This window comes from Isoptericola variabilis, from assembly GCF_050311655.1.
Lineage (GTDB): Bacteria > Actinomycetota > Actinomycetes > Actinomycetales > Cellulomonadaceae > Isoptericola > Isoptericola variabilis.
This window is the reverse complement of the sequence record NZ_JBNOZM010000011.1, coordinates 122,867-139,868: the sequence shown is the minus strand read 5'-3', so window position 1 is coordinate 139,868 and position 17,002 is coordinate 122,867. Positions and strand designations below refer to the sequence as shown.

The window sequence follows — 17,002 nt, the reverse complement described above, 5'->3', positions numbered from 1 at the left end:
GATCTCGATGCCGTGCACGTCGGCGACGGCGAGCGCGAACGCGGCCGAGGCGCCGAAGAACGTCGCCACGTCGCCCGGCGTGAGGGCCGTCGCCGCCGCCGTCCCGACCGCCGGCGCCGCGGCGGCCGGGGCCGCGGCCAGGGCGGCTCGGCGCCCGCGGCCTGACCCCCGATGCCTTGTGAGCGCGGCTTCGGGGACTATCCGCGCGCGATGAGTCCCCGACGTCGCGCTCACAGCACATTCAGGGTGGAACACGCGCACGCCGGTCCGGGTTGAGCACGACGGAGGTGTCAGATGACGTACGAAGTCACCAAGTCCGACGAGCAGTGGAAGGTCGAGCTGAACCCGCAGGAGTTCGCCGTGCTGCGGCAGGCGGGCACCGAGCGGCCCTGGACCGGTGAGCTGCTCGACGAGAAGCGCGTCGGCGTGTACCGCTGTCGCGCGTGCGGCAACGAGCTGTTCCGCAGCGAGACCAAGTTCGACTCGCACTGCGGCTGGCCGTCGTTCTACACGCCGCTCGCCGGCGACGCCGTCGAGCTGCTCGAGGACCGGTCGCACGGCATGGTCCGCACCGAGGTGCGCTGCGCCCGGTGCGGCTCGCACCTGGGGCACGTCTTCGACGACGCGCCGCAGACGCCGACCGGCGACCGGTTCTGCATGAACTCGCTCAGCCTGACGTTCGAGCCCGCGGAGGGCTGAGCCCCCGGCTAGGGTCGGTCGGGTGACCGACTCCGCGCCCTCAGTGCCCTCAGTGCCCTCAGTGGCCGACGCCGTCGCGGCCTGGACCGCCGCGCCGGCGTCCGTGCCCGACCACCTCGTCAACCTGCGCGACGTCGCGACGGCCGCCCCGGGCCTGGTGCCCGGGGCGTTGCTGCGTTCCGACGCGCCCCGCTCGGGCGACGTCCCACCGGACGACATCGCGTGGCCGCCGCGCACGGTGCTCGACCTGCGCGACCCCGGGGAGAACGGGGAGCCGCACCCGCTGACGGGCGTCGCGCACGTGGTGCCGCTGCCGCTGCTGGACGGCACGGCGATGCAGGGCGCCACCGCTCCGGCGCCGGTGCCCGGCCTCGGCGAGGTGTACCTGCAGATGCTCGACGGCGTGGGCGCCGGGCACCTCGTCGAGGCGGTGCGGCTGATCGCCGCCGACGACGCCCCGGTGCTCGTGCACTGCACCGCCGGCAAGGACCGCACGGGGGTGACCGTCGCGCTGGTGCTGTCGCTGCTGGGCGTGGACCGGGCCGCGATCGTCGCGGACTACGAGCGGACCGGCCCGCACATGCCGCAGGTGCTGGCGCGCGCCGCCGTCACGGCGAACCTCGCCGTTCCCGACGCGCACGTGCTCGCGAAGCTGCCGCCCGAGCTCGTCACCGCGCCGGGTTGGGCGATCGAGACGGTGCTCGACCGGTTCGCGGAGCACGACGGCGGCGCGGCCGGCTGGTTCCGGGCGCACGGTGGCAGCGGCGAGACGCTGGACGCGCTGGGGGCTCGTCTCCTCGAGGGCTGACCCGGCCCCGGACACGGCTCGAGCCCGTCGGGACGGGTCCCGACAGGCTCGAGCGGCGTGCTTCCCCCGGACGCCCGGGTCAGGAGCGCGTGTCGCGCCAGCGCACGAAGTCCTCGGAGTAGCGGTGCAGCAGGGTGGCGAGCTGCGCGACGTCGGACTCGTCCCAGTCGCCGAACGCGTCCTTGTACATCGCGATGCGGCGGTCCCGCGCCCTCGCGAAGCGCTGGGCGCCGTCGGCGGTCAGGGTGATCCGCTGCCCGCGGGTGTCCTCCGGGTCCACCTCGCGGTGGACGAGGCCCAGCTCGACGAGCCGGCTCAGCTGACGCGACACGGTGGCCCGGCCGACGCCGAAGTGGGCGGCGAGGTCGGAGCCGCGGATCCCGGGGTGGGAGTCGATGTGCGCGAGGATCGGGTAGGCCGACGCCTCGAGCTCGGGGTGCACCCGCCGGGCGGTCTGCGCCGCCGACGACTGGGCGCGACGGATGAGGACCCGGATCTCGCGTTCGAGGGCACCGAACGGGTCGGTGGCCGGGTCGGGCAGGGGGCGGGCGGCGACGTCGTGCATGCGCCCATCATGAGGCTTCGCCGAGGCAAACGGGAGTGCCGCAGCAGGCGAACTTGCGCCCGGACAGGGTCTCAGCGGGTGAAATCGACCCCGTCCGGGCGCTGAGCCGGTCTCAGGCCCGCTCGGCGACGGGCGCGAGGTCCTGTTCGGCCGCCTTCTCCTCGTCGAGCACCTGCTCGATGCCGGAGCGCTGGCCCAGCGGGATCTCCTTGATGAACAGGACGGCGATCAACGAGACGACGGCCATCGGGACGGCGTACAGGAAGATCGTCGTGATGCCGTCGGCGTAGGCGCCCTCGACCACGGTCTGCACCGGCGCCGGGAGCGAGGCGAGGTCGGGGACCGCGCCCGAGCCCGCGCCCATCGCGTCGGACGCGATGCCCAGCTTCGCCAGCCCGGTGGAGAGGTCCGTCTTGATCTGCGCGGCCATCACGGCGCCCAGGGCGGAGACGCCGATCGCGCCACCCAGCGAGCGGAAGAACGCGACGCCGGAGGTGCCCGCACCCATCTCGTGCACGTCGAGGGTGTTCTGCGTGGCGAGCACCAGGTTCTGCATCAGGGCGCCCACCGACAGGCCCAGGCCGAACAGGAAGACCGAGATGACGACGAAGCTCGTGTCCACCTCGATGGTCGACAGGCCGAACAGCGACCCGGTCAGCAGGACGGCGCCGCCCACCATGATCGCCTTGTACCGGCCCGTGTTGGAGATGATCCGGCCCAGCACGATGCCGGCGAGCATGGTGCCGACCACCATCGGGATGGTGAGCAGGCCGGACTCGGTCGGTGTCTTGCCGCGGGCCAGCTGGAAGTACTGGCTGAGGAAGACCGCCGTGCCGAACATGGCGACGCCGACCGAGGCCGAGGCGACCACGGCGAGCACGAACGTGCGGTTCTTGAACAGGTGCAGCGGGATGATCGGCTCCGCGGCGTTCTTCTCGACGAAGCCGACGACGACGAGGGCCACCAGGGCGCCGCCGACCATCGCGCCGGTCTGCCACGACAGCCACTCGAACTGGTCGCCGGCGAAGGTGACCCACAGGAGCAGCAGCGCCACGGCGACGGCGATGAGGCCGGCGCCGGCGTAGTCGATCTTCACCTCGCGCTTGGCGAGGGCGGGCAGGTGCAGCGTCTTCTGCAGCACGATGAACGCGGCGACGGCGAACGGGACGCCGACGAAGAACGTCCAGCGCCAGCCGATCGAGTCGGTGAGCACGCCGCCGAGCAGCGGGCCGCCGATCTGCGCGACGGCCATGACGCCGCCCATGAGGCCCATGTACTTGCCGCGCTCGCGGGGGCTGATGATGTCGGCCATCAGCACGGTGGCGAGGGCGGTGAGGCCGCCGGCGCCGATGCCCTGCAGGGCGCGGAAGCCGATGAGCATCTCGATGTTCTGCGACAGGCCGGCCGCGGCGGCGGAGACCACCGTGATGGCGAGGGCGACCTGCATGAGCACCTTGCGGTTGGTGAGGTCGGCGAGCTTGCCCCACAGCGGGGTGGAGATCGTCATCGTCAGCAGCATGGCCGTGACGACCCAGGTGTAGGAGTGCTGGGAGCCGCCGAGCTCGCTGACGATCTTCGGCAGCGACGTGGAGACGATGGTGGTGGCCAGCAGCGAGACGAAGACGCCGAGGAGGATGCCCGAGAGGGCCTCGAGCACCTCGCGGCGGGTCATCGCCGGTGCGGGCGTGGCGGACAGGCCCGGTGCGGAGGGCGCCGGGGTGGGGGACTGGCTCATCAGGCGGGGATCTCCTCCTGCGCGGTGGCGCGATCGTGGGTCGTGGTGAGGGCGGCCGCGACGCTGCGGATCCGGGAGATGGCATCGGCGAGGTCGTTCTCCGACCAGTCGGAGAACGACTCGGAGACGAGGTCGTCGATGCGTTCGAAGGAAGCCTCCGCGAACTCGCGGCCGGCGTCCGTCAGGGCGAGGTAGCGGGCGCGCCGGTCGTCCTCGTCCACCGTCCGCTCGACGAGACCGGCGTCGACGAGGGCGCTGATCTGACGGCTCGCGACGGAGACGTCGACGCGGAGCTTCGCGGCGACGTCGGTGATCTGGACCCGCCCGCACCGTGTGAGCAGGTGGAGGGCCCCGAGGCCGGCTCGGGGGAGGTCCAGGTCGCGCGCCACGCGCATGGCGGCCTCGCGCTGGGCGCGGGAGAGCTCTTCGAGCGTCTCCACGAGCTCACGGGCCGCGGTGCGGTCAACGGGCATGGCAGGGCCTTTGCTGAAAGGGGTGAGTGCTCGGGGCCGGGTGGCCGGAGCGGTGCGGTCCGGGAGCGGACCGAGTTGTTGCAGGGTGCAAACATACTCCCGGTGCTTGCAGCAAGCAAGTGTCCTGGTGAGGACTTCACCCGGTGCACGACGACGGCCCGCGACGCCCGGTGGAGGGGTCGCGGGCCGTGGGGCGGGAGCCCGGGCGGCGTCAGGCGCGCTTGTACGCCTCGCCGGCCATGTCCTCGAGCTCGACGCCCTTCGTCTCCGGGATCTTGCCCAGCACGAAGAAGAACGAGAGCACGGCGAAGATGCAGTACATGAGGTAGGGGATCGCGGGGCCGAACGTGTCGAGCATCGGCGGGAACGTCAGCGTGATCGCGAAGTTCGCGATCCAGTTGGCCGCGGCGCCGACGCCCAGCGCAGCCGCGCGGATCCGGTTGGGGAACATCTCGCCCAGCAGCACCCACATCAGCGGGCCCCACGTCGCGCCGAAGAAGACGACGAACGCGTTGGCGCACACCAGCGCGATGCCGTTCCACGGGGCCGCGAGCGTGATGTCCTCACCGCTGCCGGTCGCCTGCGTGAAGGCGAGCGCCATCAGGCCCAGCGAGACGGCCATGCCGGCGGAGCCGATGAGCAGCAGCGGCCGCCGGCCCACCTTGTCGATGAGGGCGATGGCGATGAACGTCACGGCCACGTTGGTCACCGAGGTGATGGTGGAGACGAGGAACGCCTGCGACTCGTCGAAGCCGACCGCCTGCCACAGCGTCGTCGAGTAGTAGAAGATCACGTTGATCCCCACGAACTGCTGGAAGATCGCCATGACGATGCCGACCCACACGATCGGCTTCAGCCCGAAGCGGTCCCCCTTGAGGCTGCCCAGCTCGGCGTTCTCCTCGTCCACGGCGATCGACCGACGGATCTCGCCGATCCGCTCGTCGGGATGCTCGTCGGGGCCCAGCACGGACGCCAGGACCGCGCGGGCCTCGTCGTCACGGTTCTTCGTCACCAGATATCGCGGCGACTCGGGCATCCGGATGGCGAGGATGCCGTACACGGCCGCCGGGATCACGGCGACGAGGAACATCCACCGCCAGGCCTCCCAGCCGAACCACAGCTCGTTCGCCGCGCTGCCCGCCGCCGTCGCGAGGATCTGGTCCGACAGCAGCGCCGCGAAGATACCGACGGTGATCGCGAGCTGCTGCAGCGACCCGAGGCGCCCGCGCATCGCGGCCGGGGCGATCTCCGCGATGTACGCGGGGGCGATCACCGACGCGATGCCGATGCCGACGCCGGCCATGAACCGCCAGACCGCCAGGTCCCAGGCGCTCCAGGCGATCGCCGACAGGATCGACGAGACGAAGAACAGCACCGCCCCGAGCACCATCACGTGCGTGCGACCCCACCGGTCGGCGAGCTTGCCGCCCGACCAGGCCCCCAGCGCGCACCCGAGCAGGGCGATGGCCACGACGAGTCCCGTCACGGTGGAGTTGAGGTCGAACTGGCCCTCGATCGCGTCCACCGCGCCGTTGATGACCGACGAGTCGAAGCCGAAGAGGAATCCGCCGACCGCCGCCGCGAACGCGAGCGCGGTGGCCTTCCGGTGGGCGGCGTGCGCCGCGGTCCCTGGTGCTGGGCTCGTCATGATCGTCCTCGCTCCGCTCGGCAGACCTTGCGTCACTCGATGCTAGGTCGGGGTGCGTCTTTCGGCGCGCTGAGCAGGTCGGACGCGTGGCCGACGCGCCGCCTCGCCACGGGACCAGCCCGCGAAGGGTGAGACTGGAGGCGTGAACGACGTACCCGAGCCGCGCAGGCACCGCCGACCCGCCATGCTCGACCCGCAGACCGCGGAGCAGATCTCCGGCTCGCTCGACCCCGCGCTGCGCGACGAGGTCGCGCACACCACCGCGCGCGCCGTCGTGCACCAGGCGCGGGCCGCCGAGGACCCCGAGGTCGTGGACCGGCTGGTGCGACTCGTCGAGCGGGAAGGGCTCGACGTCGTCGCCGCGCTCTGGTCGGACGCCGCGCCCGCGTCGCTGCCCGGCGCGCTGTGGCGGCTGTACGTGCTGCGCGAGTGGGTCCGGCGCGACCCGCGCACCGTGGGGCTGCGCTACCGGCTCGGCGTCGACGTCGCCCCCGTGCACGAGGCGGTCGCCGGCGTGCCCCGCCCGCCCGCCCCCGAGGACCTGCGGGCGCTCGCGGACGACGTCCTGTCCGGCGTCTACGCCGGCGACCTCGCCGTCGCGCTGGAACGGGCCGCGTCGTTCTGCCGCATCCTCGCCACCGGGGCCGCGTTCGACGCCGACGCCCGCGAGGTCGCGGACCCCGCCGGGGCGACCCGCATGACCCGCGGGGCCGCCGACCTGGTGCGCACCGCCGAGGAGCTCGAGCGCGCCGCCACGGGCTGGCGGGCCGGCACGCTCGACTGACGACGACCGGGCGGCGGGCGTGGCGGCGGGCGAACGTGCGGGCGGGCCTGACCTGCGTGTTCGGAGCACCCCGACCCCCGGGCTTACGATGTTCGGGCGACGTCGGGCCGCGGTAGCCCCGGGCTCCATCTTCAGCCGCTACGAGCGGCCACGCGCCGAGAGGCGCTCCCGGTCCGGCGTCGCACCTCACCCGAGTTCCCGCAGCCAGCAGGTGGAATCGTTCAGCGCGCGTTCAACTGGTCGCGCCAGGATGGCCACCTCTAGTCTGTGAGAGTCTCAGCGTCCTCGATCCGGGAGCCACACGTGCGCCTGCGCCTGACACCGCGCGACACGACCTATTTCGACATGCTGGCGACGCTCGCGCAGCACAACGTCACGGGGGCCTCGCTCCTGGCGGAGCTGCTCGGGGCGTCACGGCAGGAGAGGGACGCGATCGCCCGCCGGCTCTCCGAGGCGGAGCACGTCGCCGACGACGCCACGCACTCGATCATGCGGCGCCTGAACCAGACATTCGTCACCCCGTTCGACCGGGACGACATCTACGGCCTGGCGTCGGCGCTCGACGACTGCATGGACGCCATGGAGGAGGCCGGCGACCTCATCGTCCTGTACAAGGTCGACGAGCTCCCCCTGCGGGTCTCCGAGCAGGTGCAGGTGCTGCAGCGCTGCGCCGAGCTCACCGCCGAGGCCATGCCCCGGCTGCGCTCGATGGACCAGCTGTCCGACTACTGGATCGAGATCAACCGGCTCGAGAACCAGGGCGACAAGCTGCACCGTGAGCTGATCGCCGAGCTCTTCGACGACACCACCGACCCGGTGCTGCTCATGAAGCTCAAGGAGATCGTCGACATGCTCGAGGAGGGCGCCGACGCCTTCGAGCGTGTCGCGAACATGGTCGAGACCATCGCGCTCAAGGAGTCCTGACCGTGGAGGTGGCGCTGGTCGTCCTCGTCGTCGCGCTCGCGCTCGGCTTCGACTACACCAACGGTTTCCACGACGCGGCCAACGCGATCGCCACCTCGGTCTCGACCCGGGCGCTCACGCCCCGGGTCGCGCTGCTCATGGCGGCGGTGATGAACTTCGTCGGCGCCCTGCTGGGCACCGAGGTCGCCGAGACCATCGCGACGTCGATCGTCGACCTGCAGGACGCGAGCAACCACACGGCCCTCACGGTCGTGCTGTGCGCGCTGGTGGGCGCGATCGTGTGGAACCTCATCACCTGGTGGTTCGGGCTGCCGTCGTCGTCCACGCACTCGCTCATCGGAGGCCTCGTGGGCGCGGGGCTCGCGGCGGGGCTGCCGATCTACGGGCAGGCGATCATCGACAAGGTCGTGCTGCCGATGATCTTCTCGCCGCTGATCGGCTTCATCGGCGCCTACTTCGTCATGGTCGCCGTGCTGTGGATCTTCCGGAACGCCGCCCCGGCGCGCGTCACCCGCCGGTTCCGGCTGGCGCAGACCGCGTCGGCGGCCGCGATGGCGCTGGGGCACGGCCTGCAGGACGCGCAGAAGACCATGGGCGTGATCTTCATGGCCCTGCTCACGGTCGGCTGGGCGGACCCGGACGGCGGCATCCCGCTGTGGGTCAAGCTCGCCGCGGCCGGCGCCATCTCCCTCGGGACCGCGTCCGGCGGCTGGCGGATCATGCGCACGCTCGGTCGGCGCATCATCGAGCTCGACCCGGCGCGCGGCTTCGTCGCCGAGTCGGTGTCGGCGCTGGTCCTCTACGCCAACGCGTTCATCCTGCACGCGCCCGTCTCGACGACGCACACCATCACCTCGGCGATCATGGGCGTCGGCGCCACCCGCCGCCTGTCCGCCGTGCGCTGGGGCGTCGCGAAGAACATCGGCGCCGCCTGGGTGCTCACGATCCCCGCCGCGGCCCTGGTCGCCGCCATCACGACCCTGCTGCTGCACCCCGTCCTCGGGTGACGCCGGGGGCCTGACCCGCGCGTCAGAAGACGGGCGGCGTGACCTTCTCGACGGCGACGACGCGCGGCCCCTTGCCTGTGGTCGCGACGTGGGCGACGAGCAGGTCGCCCGGCTCGAGGAACGGGTCGCGCGAGGGCAGCACGTTCGCGACGGAGCGGCGGGAGTGCTGGCCGAGCACGTCCAGCACCGTCGGGAGCACGGGGCGGTGCGTGCACAGCACGGACGACCGGCCCGACTCGAGCAGGTCGCGCACCGTCGCGGCGACGCGGGACGGCGAGCGCTCGTGCTCCGCCTCGCCGAGCTGGTCGCTGAGCTCGGGGCGGGCGTGCGACGCCCGCACGTACGGCTCGATCGTCGCCGCGCACCGCTCCCACCGGCTCGAGACCACGGACGTCACGCCGTAGGCCGCGAGGACCGGCACGAGGGCCGCGCCCTGGGCGTGCCCCACCGGGGTGAGCGGGCGGTCGTGCTCCTCGCCGTGCCACGCGGGCCGGGTCACGGCCTTGCCGTGGCGCACGATGACGACGGCGTGCGTGGCGAGCCGAGCCTGGGCGTGCGCCTGCACGAGTGCCTCGAGCGGCCCGCGGTCGGCGCGACGGGTCAGGCGCGCGGCCGCCTCGTCGACGTCCAGCCACGCCTTCTTGTCGACCTCGTCCTTCGACGGCGGCTGCACAGGGAGGCGGGCGGCGATGGCCGCGGCGTCGCCGTCGCGGGACGCGCGCCGGGCCGCCCAGTAGTGCACGCGCTTCACACGTCCCTCGGGGGTGAGGTACTGCAGGCCGGGCAGCGGGACGCCGAGGACCACGGGCTTGCCCGTCTCCTCCGCCACCTCGCGTGCGGCGGCCGTGTTCAGCGCCTCGCCGGGCTCGAGCTTCCCCTTCGGCCACGACCAGTCGTCGTAGCGGGGCCGGTGCACGAGCTGCACCTGCAACCGCCCATCGCGCTCGCGCCAGACGAGCCCACCCGCCGACTCGATCACCGGGGCGTGCTCCACCGACGTCGCCCCCAGCCTGTCCACGAGCGGCGACGCCGTCGCGCCCGCCGCGCGGCGCACCCGCGCCGCCCTCACCGCGCCCTCATCGGACCCGCTCGGGCCGACGGCGGTGGCGGTCGACGAGCCGGGCCTGCAGGTCCACGAGCGGCTCGCCGTCCGGCCCGACGGCGTGCCGCACCCAGGTGTCGTCCGGCTGCAGGTGCCACGTGGCGGTCTCGTCCGACATGGACGCGTCCATGAGCTCGAGCAGCTCCGCGACCTGGCCCTCGTCGGAGATCCGCACCAGCGCCTCGACGCGCCGGTCGAGGTTGCGGTGCATGAGGTCGGCCGAGCCGATGTACACCTCCGGGCCGGACTCCGGCCCCTCGCCGATGGCGGGGCCGGCGGCGTTCGCGAACGCATAGATGCGGGAGTGCTCCAGGAACCGGCCGAGGATGGAGCGCACGCGGACGTTCTCGCTCAGCCCCGGCACGCCCGGCCGCAGCGCGCAGATGCCGCGGACCACGAGGTCGACCTTCACCCCGGCCTGCGAGGCGCGGTACAGGGCGTCGATCGTGGCCTCGTCGACGGCGGAGTTCACCTTGATCCGCACCCAGGCCTCGTGCCCGGCGCGGGCGGCGTCGGCCTCGCGCTCGATGCGCTCGATGAGACCCGTGCGCACGGCGCGGGGCGCGACCAGCAGCCGGTGGAAGCGCGACTGCGGGGCGTACCCGGAGAGCTGGTTGAACAGGCGCGTGAGGTCCTGACCGACGTCGCGGTCGCACGTCAGCAGGCCGTGGTCCGTGTACATGCGGGCCGTCTTCGGGTGGTAGTTGCCGGTGCCGACGTGGCAGTACCGGCGCAGCCCGTCCGACTCCTGGCGCACCACGAGCGACAGCTTGGCGTGCGTCTTGAGGCCGACGATCCCGTACACGACGTGCACGCCCGCCTCCTCGAGCTTGCGCGCCCAGGAGATGTTGGCCTGCTCGTCGAACCGCGCCTTGATCTCGACGAGCGCGAGCACCTGCTTGCCGGCCTCGGCGGCGTCGATGAGGGCGTCGACGATCGGGGAGTCGCCCGAGGTGCGGTACAGCGTCTGCTTGATCGCGAGCACCGCCGGGTCGGCGGCCGCCTGCTCGAGGAACGTCTGCACCGAGGTGGAGAACGAGTCGTACGGGTGGTGCAGCAGGATGTCCCGCTCGCGGATCGCGGCGAAGACGTCGCGGGGCGTCGCGGACTCCACCTCGGCGAGCTGGCGGTGCGTCGTGGGGACGAACGGCGGGTAGTGCAGCGACGCGCGCTCGATGTCGGCGATGACGTTGAGGCCGGTGAGGTCCAGGGGCGCGGGCAGCTCGTACACCTCCTCCTCGGCCACCCCGAGCTCGCGCACCAGGAGCTCGCGGATGCGCGGGGAGATGCCGTGGGCCAGCTCGAGGCGCACGGGCGGGCCGAAGCGGCGGCGCAGCAGCTCCTTCTCCATCGCCTGGAGCAGGTTCTCGGCGTCGTCCTCCTCGACCTCCACGTCCTCGTTCCGGGTGACGCGGAACGTGTGGCTCTCGCGCACCTCCATGCCCGGGAACAGGTGGTCGAGGTGCTGGGCGATGACCTCCTCCAGCGGCACGAAGGACGTCTGCGTGCCGCCGCCCTGCGTGGGGGTGGGCGCCGACGGGCGGCCCCGGTCGTCGACGGCGATGAACCGCGGCAGCAGCGGCGGCACCTTGACGCGGGCGAAGTGCTCCTTGCCGGTCAGCGGGTTCGCGACGACGACCGCCAGGTTGAGCGACAGCCCCGAGATGTACGGGAACGGGTGCGCGGGGTCCACCGCCAGCGGCGTGAGCACGGGGAAGATCTGCTTGCGGAAGAACTTGTGCAGGCGCTCCTGCTCGCGGACCTCGAGCTGGTCCCAGTGCACGATCGTGATGCCCTCGGCGTCCAGCGCGGGCTGCACGTCGGAGCGGAACACCTCCGCGTGGCGCGTCATGAGGCGGTGCGCGCCCTCGCCGATCGACTCCAGCACCTGCCGCGGGCTCATGCCCGACGCCGCGGTGACGGCGATGCCGGTCGCGATGCGGCGCTTCAGCCCTGCCACCCGCACCATGAAGAACTCGTCCAGGTTGGACGCGAAGATCGCGAGGAAGCGGGTGCGCTCCAGCAGCGGCAGCGTCGGGTCCTCCGCGAGCTCCAGCACCCGCTGGTTGAAGGCGAGCCAGCTGAGCTCCCGCTCCGCGAACCGGTCGTCGGGCAGCGGCTCCGGCTCGGCGCGGACGGTGTCGTCCGGCGAGCCGGGCTCCTCCGCGATGTGCTCCGCGATGTGGGCCGCGAGCTGCGGGTCCAGGGGGCGGGGCGGCGCGGCGGCCGTGGAACGCGGGCGGCTGTCCGTCACCTCGGCGGCCGCCACCACGGAACCCGGTGCGGCGGAGCTGCCGCGTCCGTCGCGGGACCGGGACGTTCGGGGGCGCGACGCAGTCATGCCCCCCATCGTGGCACCGATAGGTGAACGGTGGGTGACGAAGCCCGCCCCGGCGCTACGCGCCGGCGGTCTGCGCGTACTGGACGTCGACGGCGGCGCGCTCGAAGCCCGCGCCCGCGTACGTGGCCAGCGCTGCCGCGTTGTCCCCGTCCACGTAGAGCACCGCGCGGTCGCAGCCCACCCGCGCCAGGTGCCGCAGCCCGACGGCGGTGAGCGCCCGGCCCAGGCCGCGCCCCTGCGCGTCGGGGGAGACGCCGACGGCGTAGACCTCACCGTCCCGGGACCCGTCCTGGCCCGGCTCGACCTTGGTCCACAGGAAGCCGAGCGGCCCGGCCGTGACGTCGTCCGAGGGCACGACCAGGAAGAATCCCTCGGCGTCGAACCAGGGTTCGCGCTGCCGGTCGTGCAGGTCCTCGACCGTGAGGCGGCCCTGCTCCGGGTGGTCGGCGAACGCGCGGGCGTTGAGCCGCACCCACGCCTCGTCGTCGGCGCCGGGCCGGAACGTCCGCAGGGCGAGGCCGGGCAGGTCCGGGACGTCGCGCGCCGCGTCGTCGGGCCCGAGCGGGCGGGCGAGCACGAGCAGCTCCCGCGCCACCTCGTAGCCGCGCGCGGCGGCGAACGCCCGCGCCGCGGGCAGGTCGCCGTGCGCCCACACCCGCAGCGGCTTGCCGCGCTGGCCGGGGGCGCCCGAGAACATGGGCAGCCGCGCGTCGCGCTCGGCGGTGCGCAGCAGCACCGACCCCACACCCTGCCGGCGACGGTGCGGGTGCACCACCAGCTCGGCGCTCGCGTCGTCGCCCCCGCGGTCGACCTGGAGGTAGCCGACGACGGCGTCGTCCTCACCGCGGGCCACGACGTGCGTCAGCCAGTCGGCGTCCGTGCCCAGGCGCAGCAGCGGCTGCTCCGACAGCGGGGCGACGCCGTCCTGGGCGGCGGCCGCGGCGGCGAGGGCACGCACGGCGTCCTGGGTGGGCGCGTCGAGGGGATCGAAGGACAGCACAGGAGACGTGGACACGACGCCATTCTCCCCGAGGACCGCCGACGCCGACCATGCGGTCGCGGCCACCGCATGGTCGGCGCCGGTGGGTCAGCCCGCGGCGCAGGTGGCGGTCGGGGCCGTGGCGGGCGCGTCCCCGGTCCCGATGAACCCGACCGTGGTGGAGGCGCCCGCGGCGAGGCGGCCGTTCCACGCGGCGGGGGTGACGCGCACGCCGTCGGGGTCCGACGTCGCCTCGCCGCCCCAGACCTGGGCGATCGTGCTGCCCGAGGGCAGGGCGAACGCGACCTCCCAGCCGTCGACGGCGGCGTCGCCCGCGGTCACGGCCACCTCGCCCTGCCAGCCGCCCGGCCAGGAGTTGGTCACCCGCACCACGGCGGTGCAGGCGTCGTCCGTCGGCGGGTCGGTGGGCGGGTCGGTCGGCTCGGTGCCGCCGAACCACGACGCCTCGACGGCCGTCTCGCGCAGGCCGTCGGTCCCGTCGATGATCCGGGTGCCCCACGCGCTGGGGTTCGCGGCGTCGAAGCCGAGCACGAGGTCGAGGTAGGGGTCGGTGTTGCCGCTCCACGACCAGGCCAGCCAGCCCAGGTCGAGACGCTCGGCCTCCGACAGCACCCAGTCCTCGTCGACGTCGGCGGAGGTCTGCTGCCAGCCGAACTCGCCGACGACGATCGGCAGGCCAGCGCCGGCGAAGAACTCGAGGTAGTCCGTCACCGTCTGGTGCTGGTTGTACACGCTGTACATGTGGATGGAGAAGATCGTGTTGGCGTCGGGGTCGGACGCGAACACGTCGGCGGCCGCGGGCCGCATGTAGTTCTTCCAGTCCTGCCCCCAGTTGGGCGCGTCGACGACGATCGCGTGCTCGTACCCGATGTCGCGCAGGCGCACGATGGCGTCGGAGGTCGCGCTGCCCCAGGTCTCGTTCGTGGCGTCGTCGTTGCCCATCGGCTCGTTGCCGATGTTCACCATGACGTAGTCCTCGGTGCCGGCGAGCGTCGGGTAGAGGTCCTCCCAGTAGTCGACCGCCTGGTCGAGGGTGGCGGCGGCCGGCGCGGAGGTGTCTCCGTAGCCCGTGGTGTCGTGCACCTCGAGGATGCAGACCAGCCGGTTCTCCTCGCAGAGGTCGACGACGTTCGCCACGTCCTCGGGCGAGTTGCGGGTCCACTGGTCGCCGCTGGACAGCACGACCCGCACGCTGTTCGCGCCCGCGGCCTTGATGTCCGCGAACGACGCCGTCTGCTGGGTGTACCACGTGTGCGCGTGGTTGACGCCACGGAGCACGAGGTCGGTGCCGTCGGCCTCGACGATGCGGCCGTCGGCGACGTGGATGCCCGGCGGGGTGTCGGCGCGGGCGTCGGGCGCCGTCGCGACGACCGTGGCCGCGGCGCCGGCCGCGAGGGCGGCCGCGGCGACCGCCGCGGGGACGACGTGCCGCGCCGTCGTGCGCGGTGTCGCGCCGGGGGGAGCGGGCGGGTGGGGTGAGTGCGACATGGCGGGACGTCCTCGTCTCTCGTGCGACTCGGCACGCGCTGCGCGTGCGGTCCCACCCTGGTCGAGGCGTCGGCGCCGGTCAGTCTGATGAAACGCTTAAGCCAGGCCTGCCGGGACGGTGGGTCCCGGCAGGCCCGGCCTGTCGTGCCGGTCTCAGTCCTCGTTGGCCGCCGACGGCTTGGCGAGACCCGCGGAGATGAGGTCCATCACCGACGAGTCGGCGAGCGTGGTCGCGTCGCCCACGGTGCGGTTCTCGGCGACGTCGCGGAGCAGGCGGCGCATGATCTTGCCGGACCGGGTCTTGGGCAGCTCCGGCACGACGAGGATGCGGCGCGGCTTGGCGATCGGACCGATCTCCTTGGCGACGTGGTTGCGCAGCTCCTGCTGCACGGCCTCGGCACCCTCCGGCGTCGCGGCCCGCTCGGCGTGCTCCCCGCGGAGGATGACGAACGCGACGACCGCCTGGCCGGTGGTCTCGTCGGCGGCGCCGACGACGGCGGCCTCGGCCACGACGTCGTGCGACACGAGGGCGGACTCGATCTCCGTGGTCGACAGGCGGTGGCCGGAGACGTTCATGACGTCGTCCACGCGGCCGAGCAGCCAGATGTCGCCGTCCTCGTCCTTCTTGGCGCCGTCGCCGGCGAAGTACAGGCCCTCGAACCGCGACCAGTAGGTGTCCTTGAAGCGCTGCAGGTCGCCCCAGATGCCGCGCAGCATCGACGGCCACGGCTCCGACAGCACGAGGTAACCGCCGCCGCCGTTCGGCACCGAGTGCGCCTCGTCGTCCACGACGTCGGCCACGATGCCCGGCAGCGGCACCTGCGCCGAGCCCGGCTTCGTGGCGGTGACGCCGGGCAGCGGGCTGATCATGATCGCGCCGGTCTCGGTCTGCCACCAGGTGTCCACGATCGGGGCGGTGTCGCCGCCGATGACCCGGCGGTACCACATCCACGCCTCGGGGTTGATGGGCTCGCCCACCGACCCGAGCACACGCAGGCTCGACAGGTCGAAGCCGGCGGGGATGTCCTCGCCCCACTTCATGCAGGTGCGGATCGCCGTCGGCGCCGTGTAGAGGACGGAGACCTTGTACTTCTCGATCAGCTCCCACCAGCGGCCGCGGTGCGGGGTGTCCGGGGTGCCCTCGTACAGCACCTGGGTGGCGCCGTTGGTCAGCGGCCCGTAGACGACGTACGTGTGCCCGGTGACCCAGCCGATGTCGGCGGTGCACCAGTAGACGTCGGTCTCGGCCTTGAGGTCGAAGACGTTCTTGTGCGTGTACGCCGCCTGCGTGAGGTAGCCGCCCGTGGTGTGCAGGATCCCCTTCGGCTTCCCCGTGGTACCCGACGTGTACAGGATGAACAGCGGGTGCTCCGCGTCCACCTCGACCGGCTCGTGCACCGGCGAGGCCTGCCCCAGGGCGTCGTGCCACCAGACGTCGCGGCCGTCGGTCCACTCGACGTCCTGCTCGGTGCGCCGCACGACGAGCACGTGCTGCACGGTCGTGGCGGGCTCGCCGTCCTTGGGCGCGAGCGCCTCGTCGACGGCGGGCTTGAGGGCGGACGGCGCGCCGCGGCGGTAGCCGCCGTCGGCCGTGATGACGAGCTTCGCCTCGGCGTCGGCGATGCGGCTGCGCAGCGCGTCGGCGGAGAAGCCGCCGAACACCACCGAGTGCGGGGCGCCGATGCGCGCGCAGGCGAGCATCGCGACGACCGACTCGACGAGCATCGGCAGGTAGATGACGACGCGGTCGCCCTTCGTGACCCCCAGCGCGGTGAGCGCGTTGGCCGCCCGGGACACCTCCGCCTGGAGGTCCGCGTAGGTGACGGTGCGGGTGTCGCCCGGCTCGCCCTCGAAGTGGATGGCGACCCGGTCGCCGAGCCCGGCCTCGACGTGGCGGTCCACCGCGTTGTACGCGGCGTTGAGCTTCCCGTCGGCGAACCACCTCGCGACCGGGGCCCCGGACCAGTCGAGCGTCTGGGCGAACGGCGTCGACCAGCTGACCAGCTCCCGAGCCTGGTCGGCCCAGAACCCGAGCCGGTCGGCCGCGGCCTCCTCGTACAGGGACGGCTGGGCGTTCGCCTGCGCCGCGAAGGCGGGGCTGGGCGGGAACGCTCGCGTCTCGTGCAGCAGGTTCTCGAGGCTGGGGGCGGTGGTCTCGTTCTCTGGCACGCTTACCTCCGGTGCGCATCGTCGCTGGTGCGGTCCCGTCGGCGCGACACGTCGCGCCCCGGGGACGGCGGCGCCCCGGGGGGCCCCGCCGTCGGGAGTCTAGACCTCGTGCGTGACCGGGGTCACGCCGTCCCGCGGTTCGGCCATACTCCTTGCAAACTCGTCCGGACGAGGGCTGCGGTGGCCGCACCCGCCGCCGACGCCATCCTGAGCAGGGAGTTCGCGACGAGACCGGCAACCGGTCGGCAACCGGTCGGCA

At 73.0% G+C, this 17,002-nt stretch carries 14 protein-coding genes and 1 pseudogene; 5 read left to right on the top strand and 10 right to left on the bottom strand.

Annotated elements, in window-relative coordinates:
* Positions 1-234: pseudogene (locus tag ACQP60_RS20555) on the bottom strand (hypothetical protein); the annotation flags it as partial.
* A gap of 60 nt (positions 235-294) precedes the next feature.
* Here ACQP60_RS20555 and msrB point away from each other — a divergent pair.
* Together msrB and ACQP60_RS20545 are read left to right on the top strand one after the other, a co-directional pair.
* The gene (gene msrB, locus ACQP60_RS20550) at positions 295-699 is read left to right on the top strand and encodes a peptide-methionine (R)-S-oxide reductase MsrB (protein WP_429736439.1); all 405 of its coding nucleotides are present in this window, start codon (positions 295-297) and stop codon (positions 697-699) included.
* Positions 700-751: 52 nt separating this feature from the next.
* A complete protein-coding gene (locus ACQP60_RS20545) occupies positions 752-1,507 on the top strand; it encodes a tyrosine-protein phosphatase (RefSeq protein WP_429736437.1) in 756 nt (251 codons plus the stop codon).
* 79 nt (positions 1,508-1,586) lie between these two features.
* Here ACQP60_RS20545 and ACQP60_RS20540 read toward each other — a convergent pair whose 3' ends face one another.
* From ACQP60_RS20540 to ACQP60_RS20525, 4 genes are all read right to left on the bottom strand, one after another.
* Positions 1,587-2,072 carry a MarR family winged helix-turn-helix transcriptional regulator gene (locus ACQP60_RS20540; RefSeq protein ID WP_429736435.1) on the bottom strand — a complete coding sequence of 162 codons (486 nt, stop codon included), beginning with the start codon at positions 2,070-2,072 and terminating at the stop codon, positions 1,587-1,589.
* Positions 2,073-2,184: 112 nt separating this feature from the next.
* Positions 2,185-3,807 (bottom strand): MDR family MFS transporter, encoded by a 1,623-nt coding sequence (locus tag ACQP60_RS20535; RefSeq protein WP_429736433.1) that lies wholly within the window; start codon positions 3,805-3,807, stop codon positions 2,185-2,187.
* The gene (locus ACQP60_RS20530; protein ID WP_429736431.1) at positions 3,807-4,280 is read right to left on the bottom strand and encodes a MarR family winged helix-turn-helix transcriptional regulator; all 474 of its coding nucleotides are present in this window, start codon (positions 4,278-4,280) and stop codon (positions 3,807-3,809) included. The genes ACQP60_RS20535 and ACQP60_RS20530 overlap by 1 nt, the downstream gene beginning before the upstream one ends.
* A 211-nt stretch (positions 4,281-4,491) precedes the next feature.
* Complete coding sequence (locus ACQP60_RS20525) at positions 4,492-5,928, bottom strand: sugar porter family MFS transporter (protein WP_429736429.1); 1,437 nt, start codon at positions 5,926-5,928, stop codon at positions 4,492-4,494.
* Between the two features lie 184 nt (positions 5,929-6,112).
* Between ACQP60_RS20525 and ACQP60_RS20520 the strand changes: the two genes are divergently transcribed.
* From ACQP60_RS20520 to ACQP60_RS20510, 3 genes are all read left to right on the top strand, one after another.
* Positions 6,113-6,712 (top strand): hypothetical protein, encoded by a 600-nt coding sequence (locus tag ACQP60_RS20520; RefSeq protein ID WP_429736445.1) that lies wholly within the window; start codon positions 6,113-6,115, stop codon positions 6,710-6,712.
* Between the two features lie 303 nt (positions 6,713-7,015).
* Positions 7,016-7,636: a DUF47 domain-containing protein gene (locus ACQP60_RS20515; protein WP_429736427.1), complete on the top strand. Its 621-nt coding sequence runs from the start codon at positions 7,016-7,018 to the stop codon at positions 7,634-7,636.
* Positions 7,637-7,638: 2 nt separating this feature from the next.
* Positions 7,639-8,643 carry an inorganic phosphate transporter gene (locus ACQP60_RS20510; protein ID WP_429736425.1) on the top strand — a complete coding sequence of 335 codons (1,005 nt, stop codon included), beginning with the start codon at positions 7,639-7,641 and terminating at the stop codon, positions 8,641-8,643.
* Positions 8,644-8,665: 22 nt separating this feature from the next.
* Here the strand turns inward: ACQP60_RS20510 and ACQP60_RS20505 are convergent, their stop codons facing one another.
* The 5 genes from ACQP60_RS20505 to acs form a co-directional block, all read right to left on the bottom strand.
* Complete coding sequence (locus ACQP60_RS20505; RefSeq protein WP_429736423.1) at positions 8,666-9,712, bottom strand: NUDIX hydrolase; 1,047 nt, start codon at positions 9,710-9,712, stop codon at positions 8,666-8,668.
* A gap of 7 nt (positions 9,713-9,719) precedes the next feature.
* Entirely contained in the window at positions 9,720-12,095 is a 2,376-nt protein-coding gene (locus tag ACQP60_RS20500; protein WP_429736421.1) for an RNA degradosome polyphosphate kinase, read from the bottom strand.
* A gap of 46 nt (positions 12,096-12,141) precedes the next feature.
* Complete coding sequence (gene mshD, locus ACQP60_RS20495) at positions 12,142-13,101, bottom strand: mycothiol synthase (protein WP_429736419.1); 960 nt, start codon at positions 13,099-13,101, stop codon at positions 12,142-12,144.
* A gap of 72 nt (positions 13,102-13,173) precedes the next feature.
* The gene (locus ACQP60_RS20490; protein WP_429736417.1) at positions 13,174-14,574 is read right to left on the bottom strand and encodes a cellulase family glycosylhydrolase; all 1,401 of its coding nucleotides are present in this window, start codon (positions 14,572-14,574) and stop codon (positions 13,174-13,176) included.
* A 153-nt stretch (positions 14,575-14,727) separates the two neighbouring features.
* On the bottom strand, positions 14,728-16,743 hold the full coding sequence (acs, locus tag ACQP60_RS20485; protein WP_429736415.1) for an acetate--CoA ligase: 2,016 nt from the start codon (positions 16,741-16,743) through the stop codon (positions 14,728-14,730).
* Positions 16,744-17,002: the final 259 nt, after the last annotated feature.

Excerpts from the sequence above, each read along its gene's own strand:
- ACQP60_RS20540 (WP_429736435.1), bottom strand. The coding sequence starts at position 2,072 with ATGCACGACGTCGCCGCCCGCCCCCTGCCCGACCCGGCCACCGACCCG.
- msrB (WP_429736439.1), top strand. The coding sequence starts at position 295 with ATGACGTACGAAGTCACCAAGTCCGACGAGCAGTGGAAGGTCGAGCTG.
- ACQP60_RS20530 (WP_429736431.1), bottom strand. The coding sequence starts at position 4,280 with ATGCCCGTTGACCGCACCGCGGCCCGTGAGCTCGTGGAGACGCTCGAA.
- ACQP60_RS20535 (WP_429736433.1), bottom strand. The coding sequence starts at position 3,807 with ATGAGCCAGTCCCCCACCCCGGCGCCCTCCGCACCGGGCCTGTCCGCC.
- ACQP60_RS20520 (WP_429736445.1), top strand. The coding sequence starts at position 6,113 with ATGCTCGACCCGCAGACCGCGGAGCAGATCTCCGGCTCGCTCGACCCC.
- ACQP60_RS20500 (WP_429736421.1), bottom strand. The coding sequence starts at position 12,095 with ATGGGGGGCATGACTGCGTCGCGCCCCCGAACGTCCCGGTCCCGCGAC.
- ACQP60_RS20525 (WP_429736429.1), bottom strand. The coding sequence starts at position 5,928 with ATGACGAGCCCAGCACCAGGGACCGCGGCGCACGCCGCCCACCGGAAG.
- ACQP60_RS20490 (WP_429736417.1), bottom strand. The coding sequence starts at position 14,574 with ATGTCGCACTCACCCCACCCGCCCGCTCCCCCCGGCGCGACACCGCGC.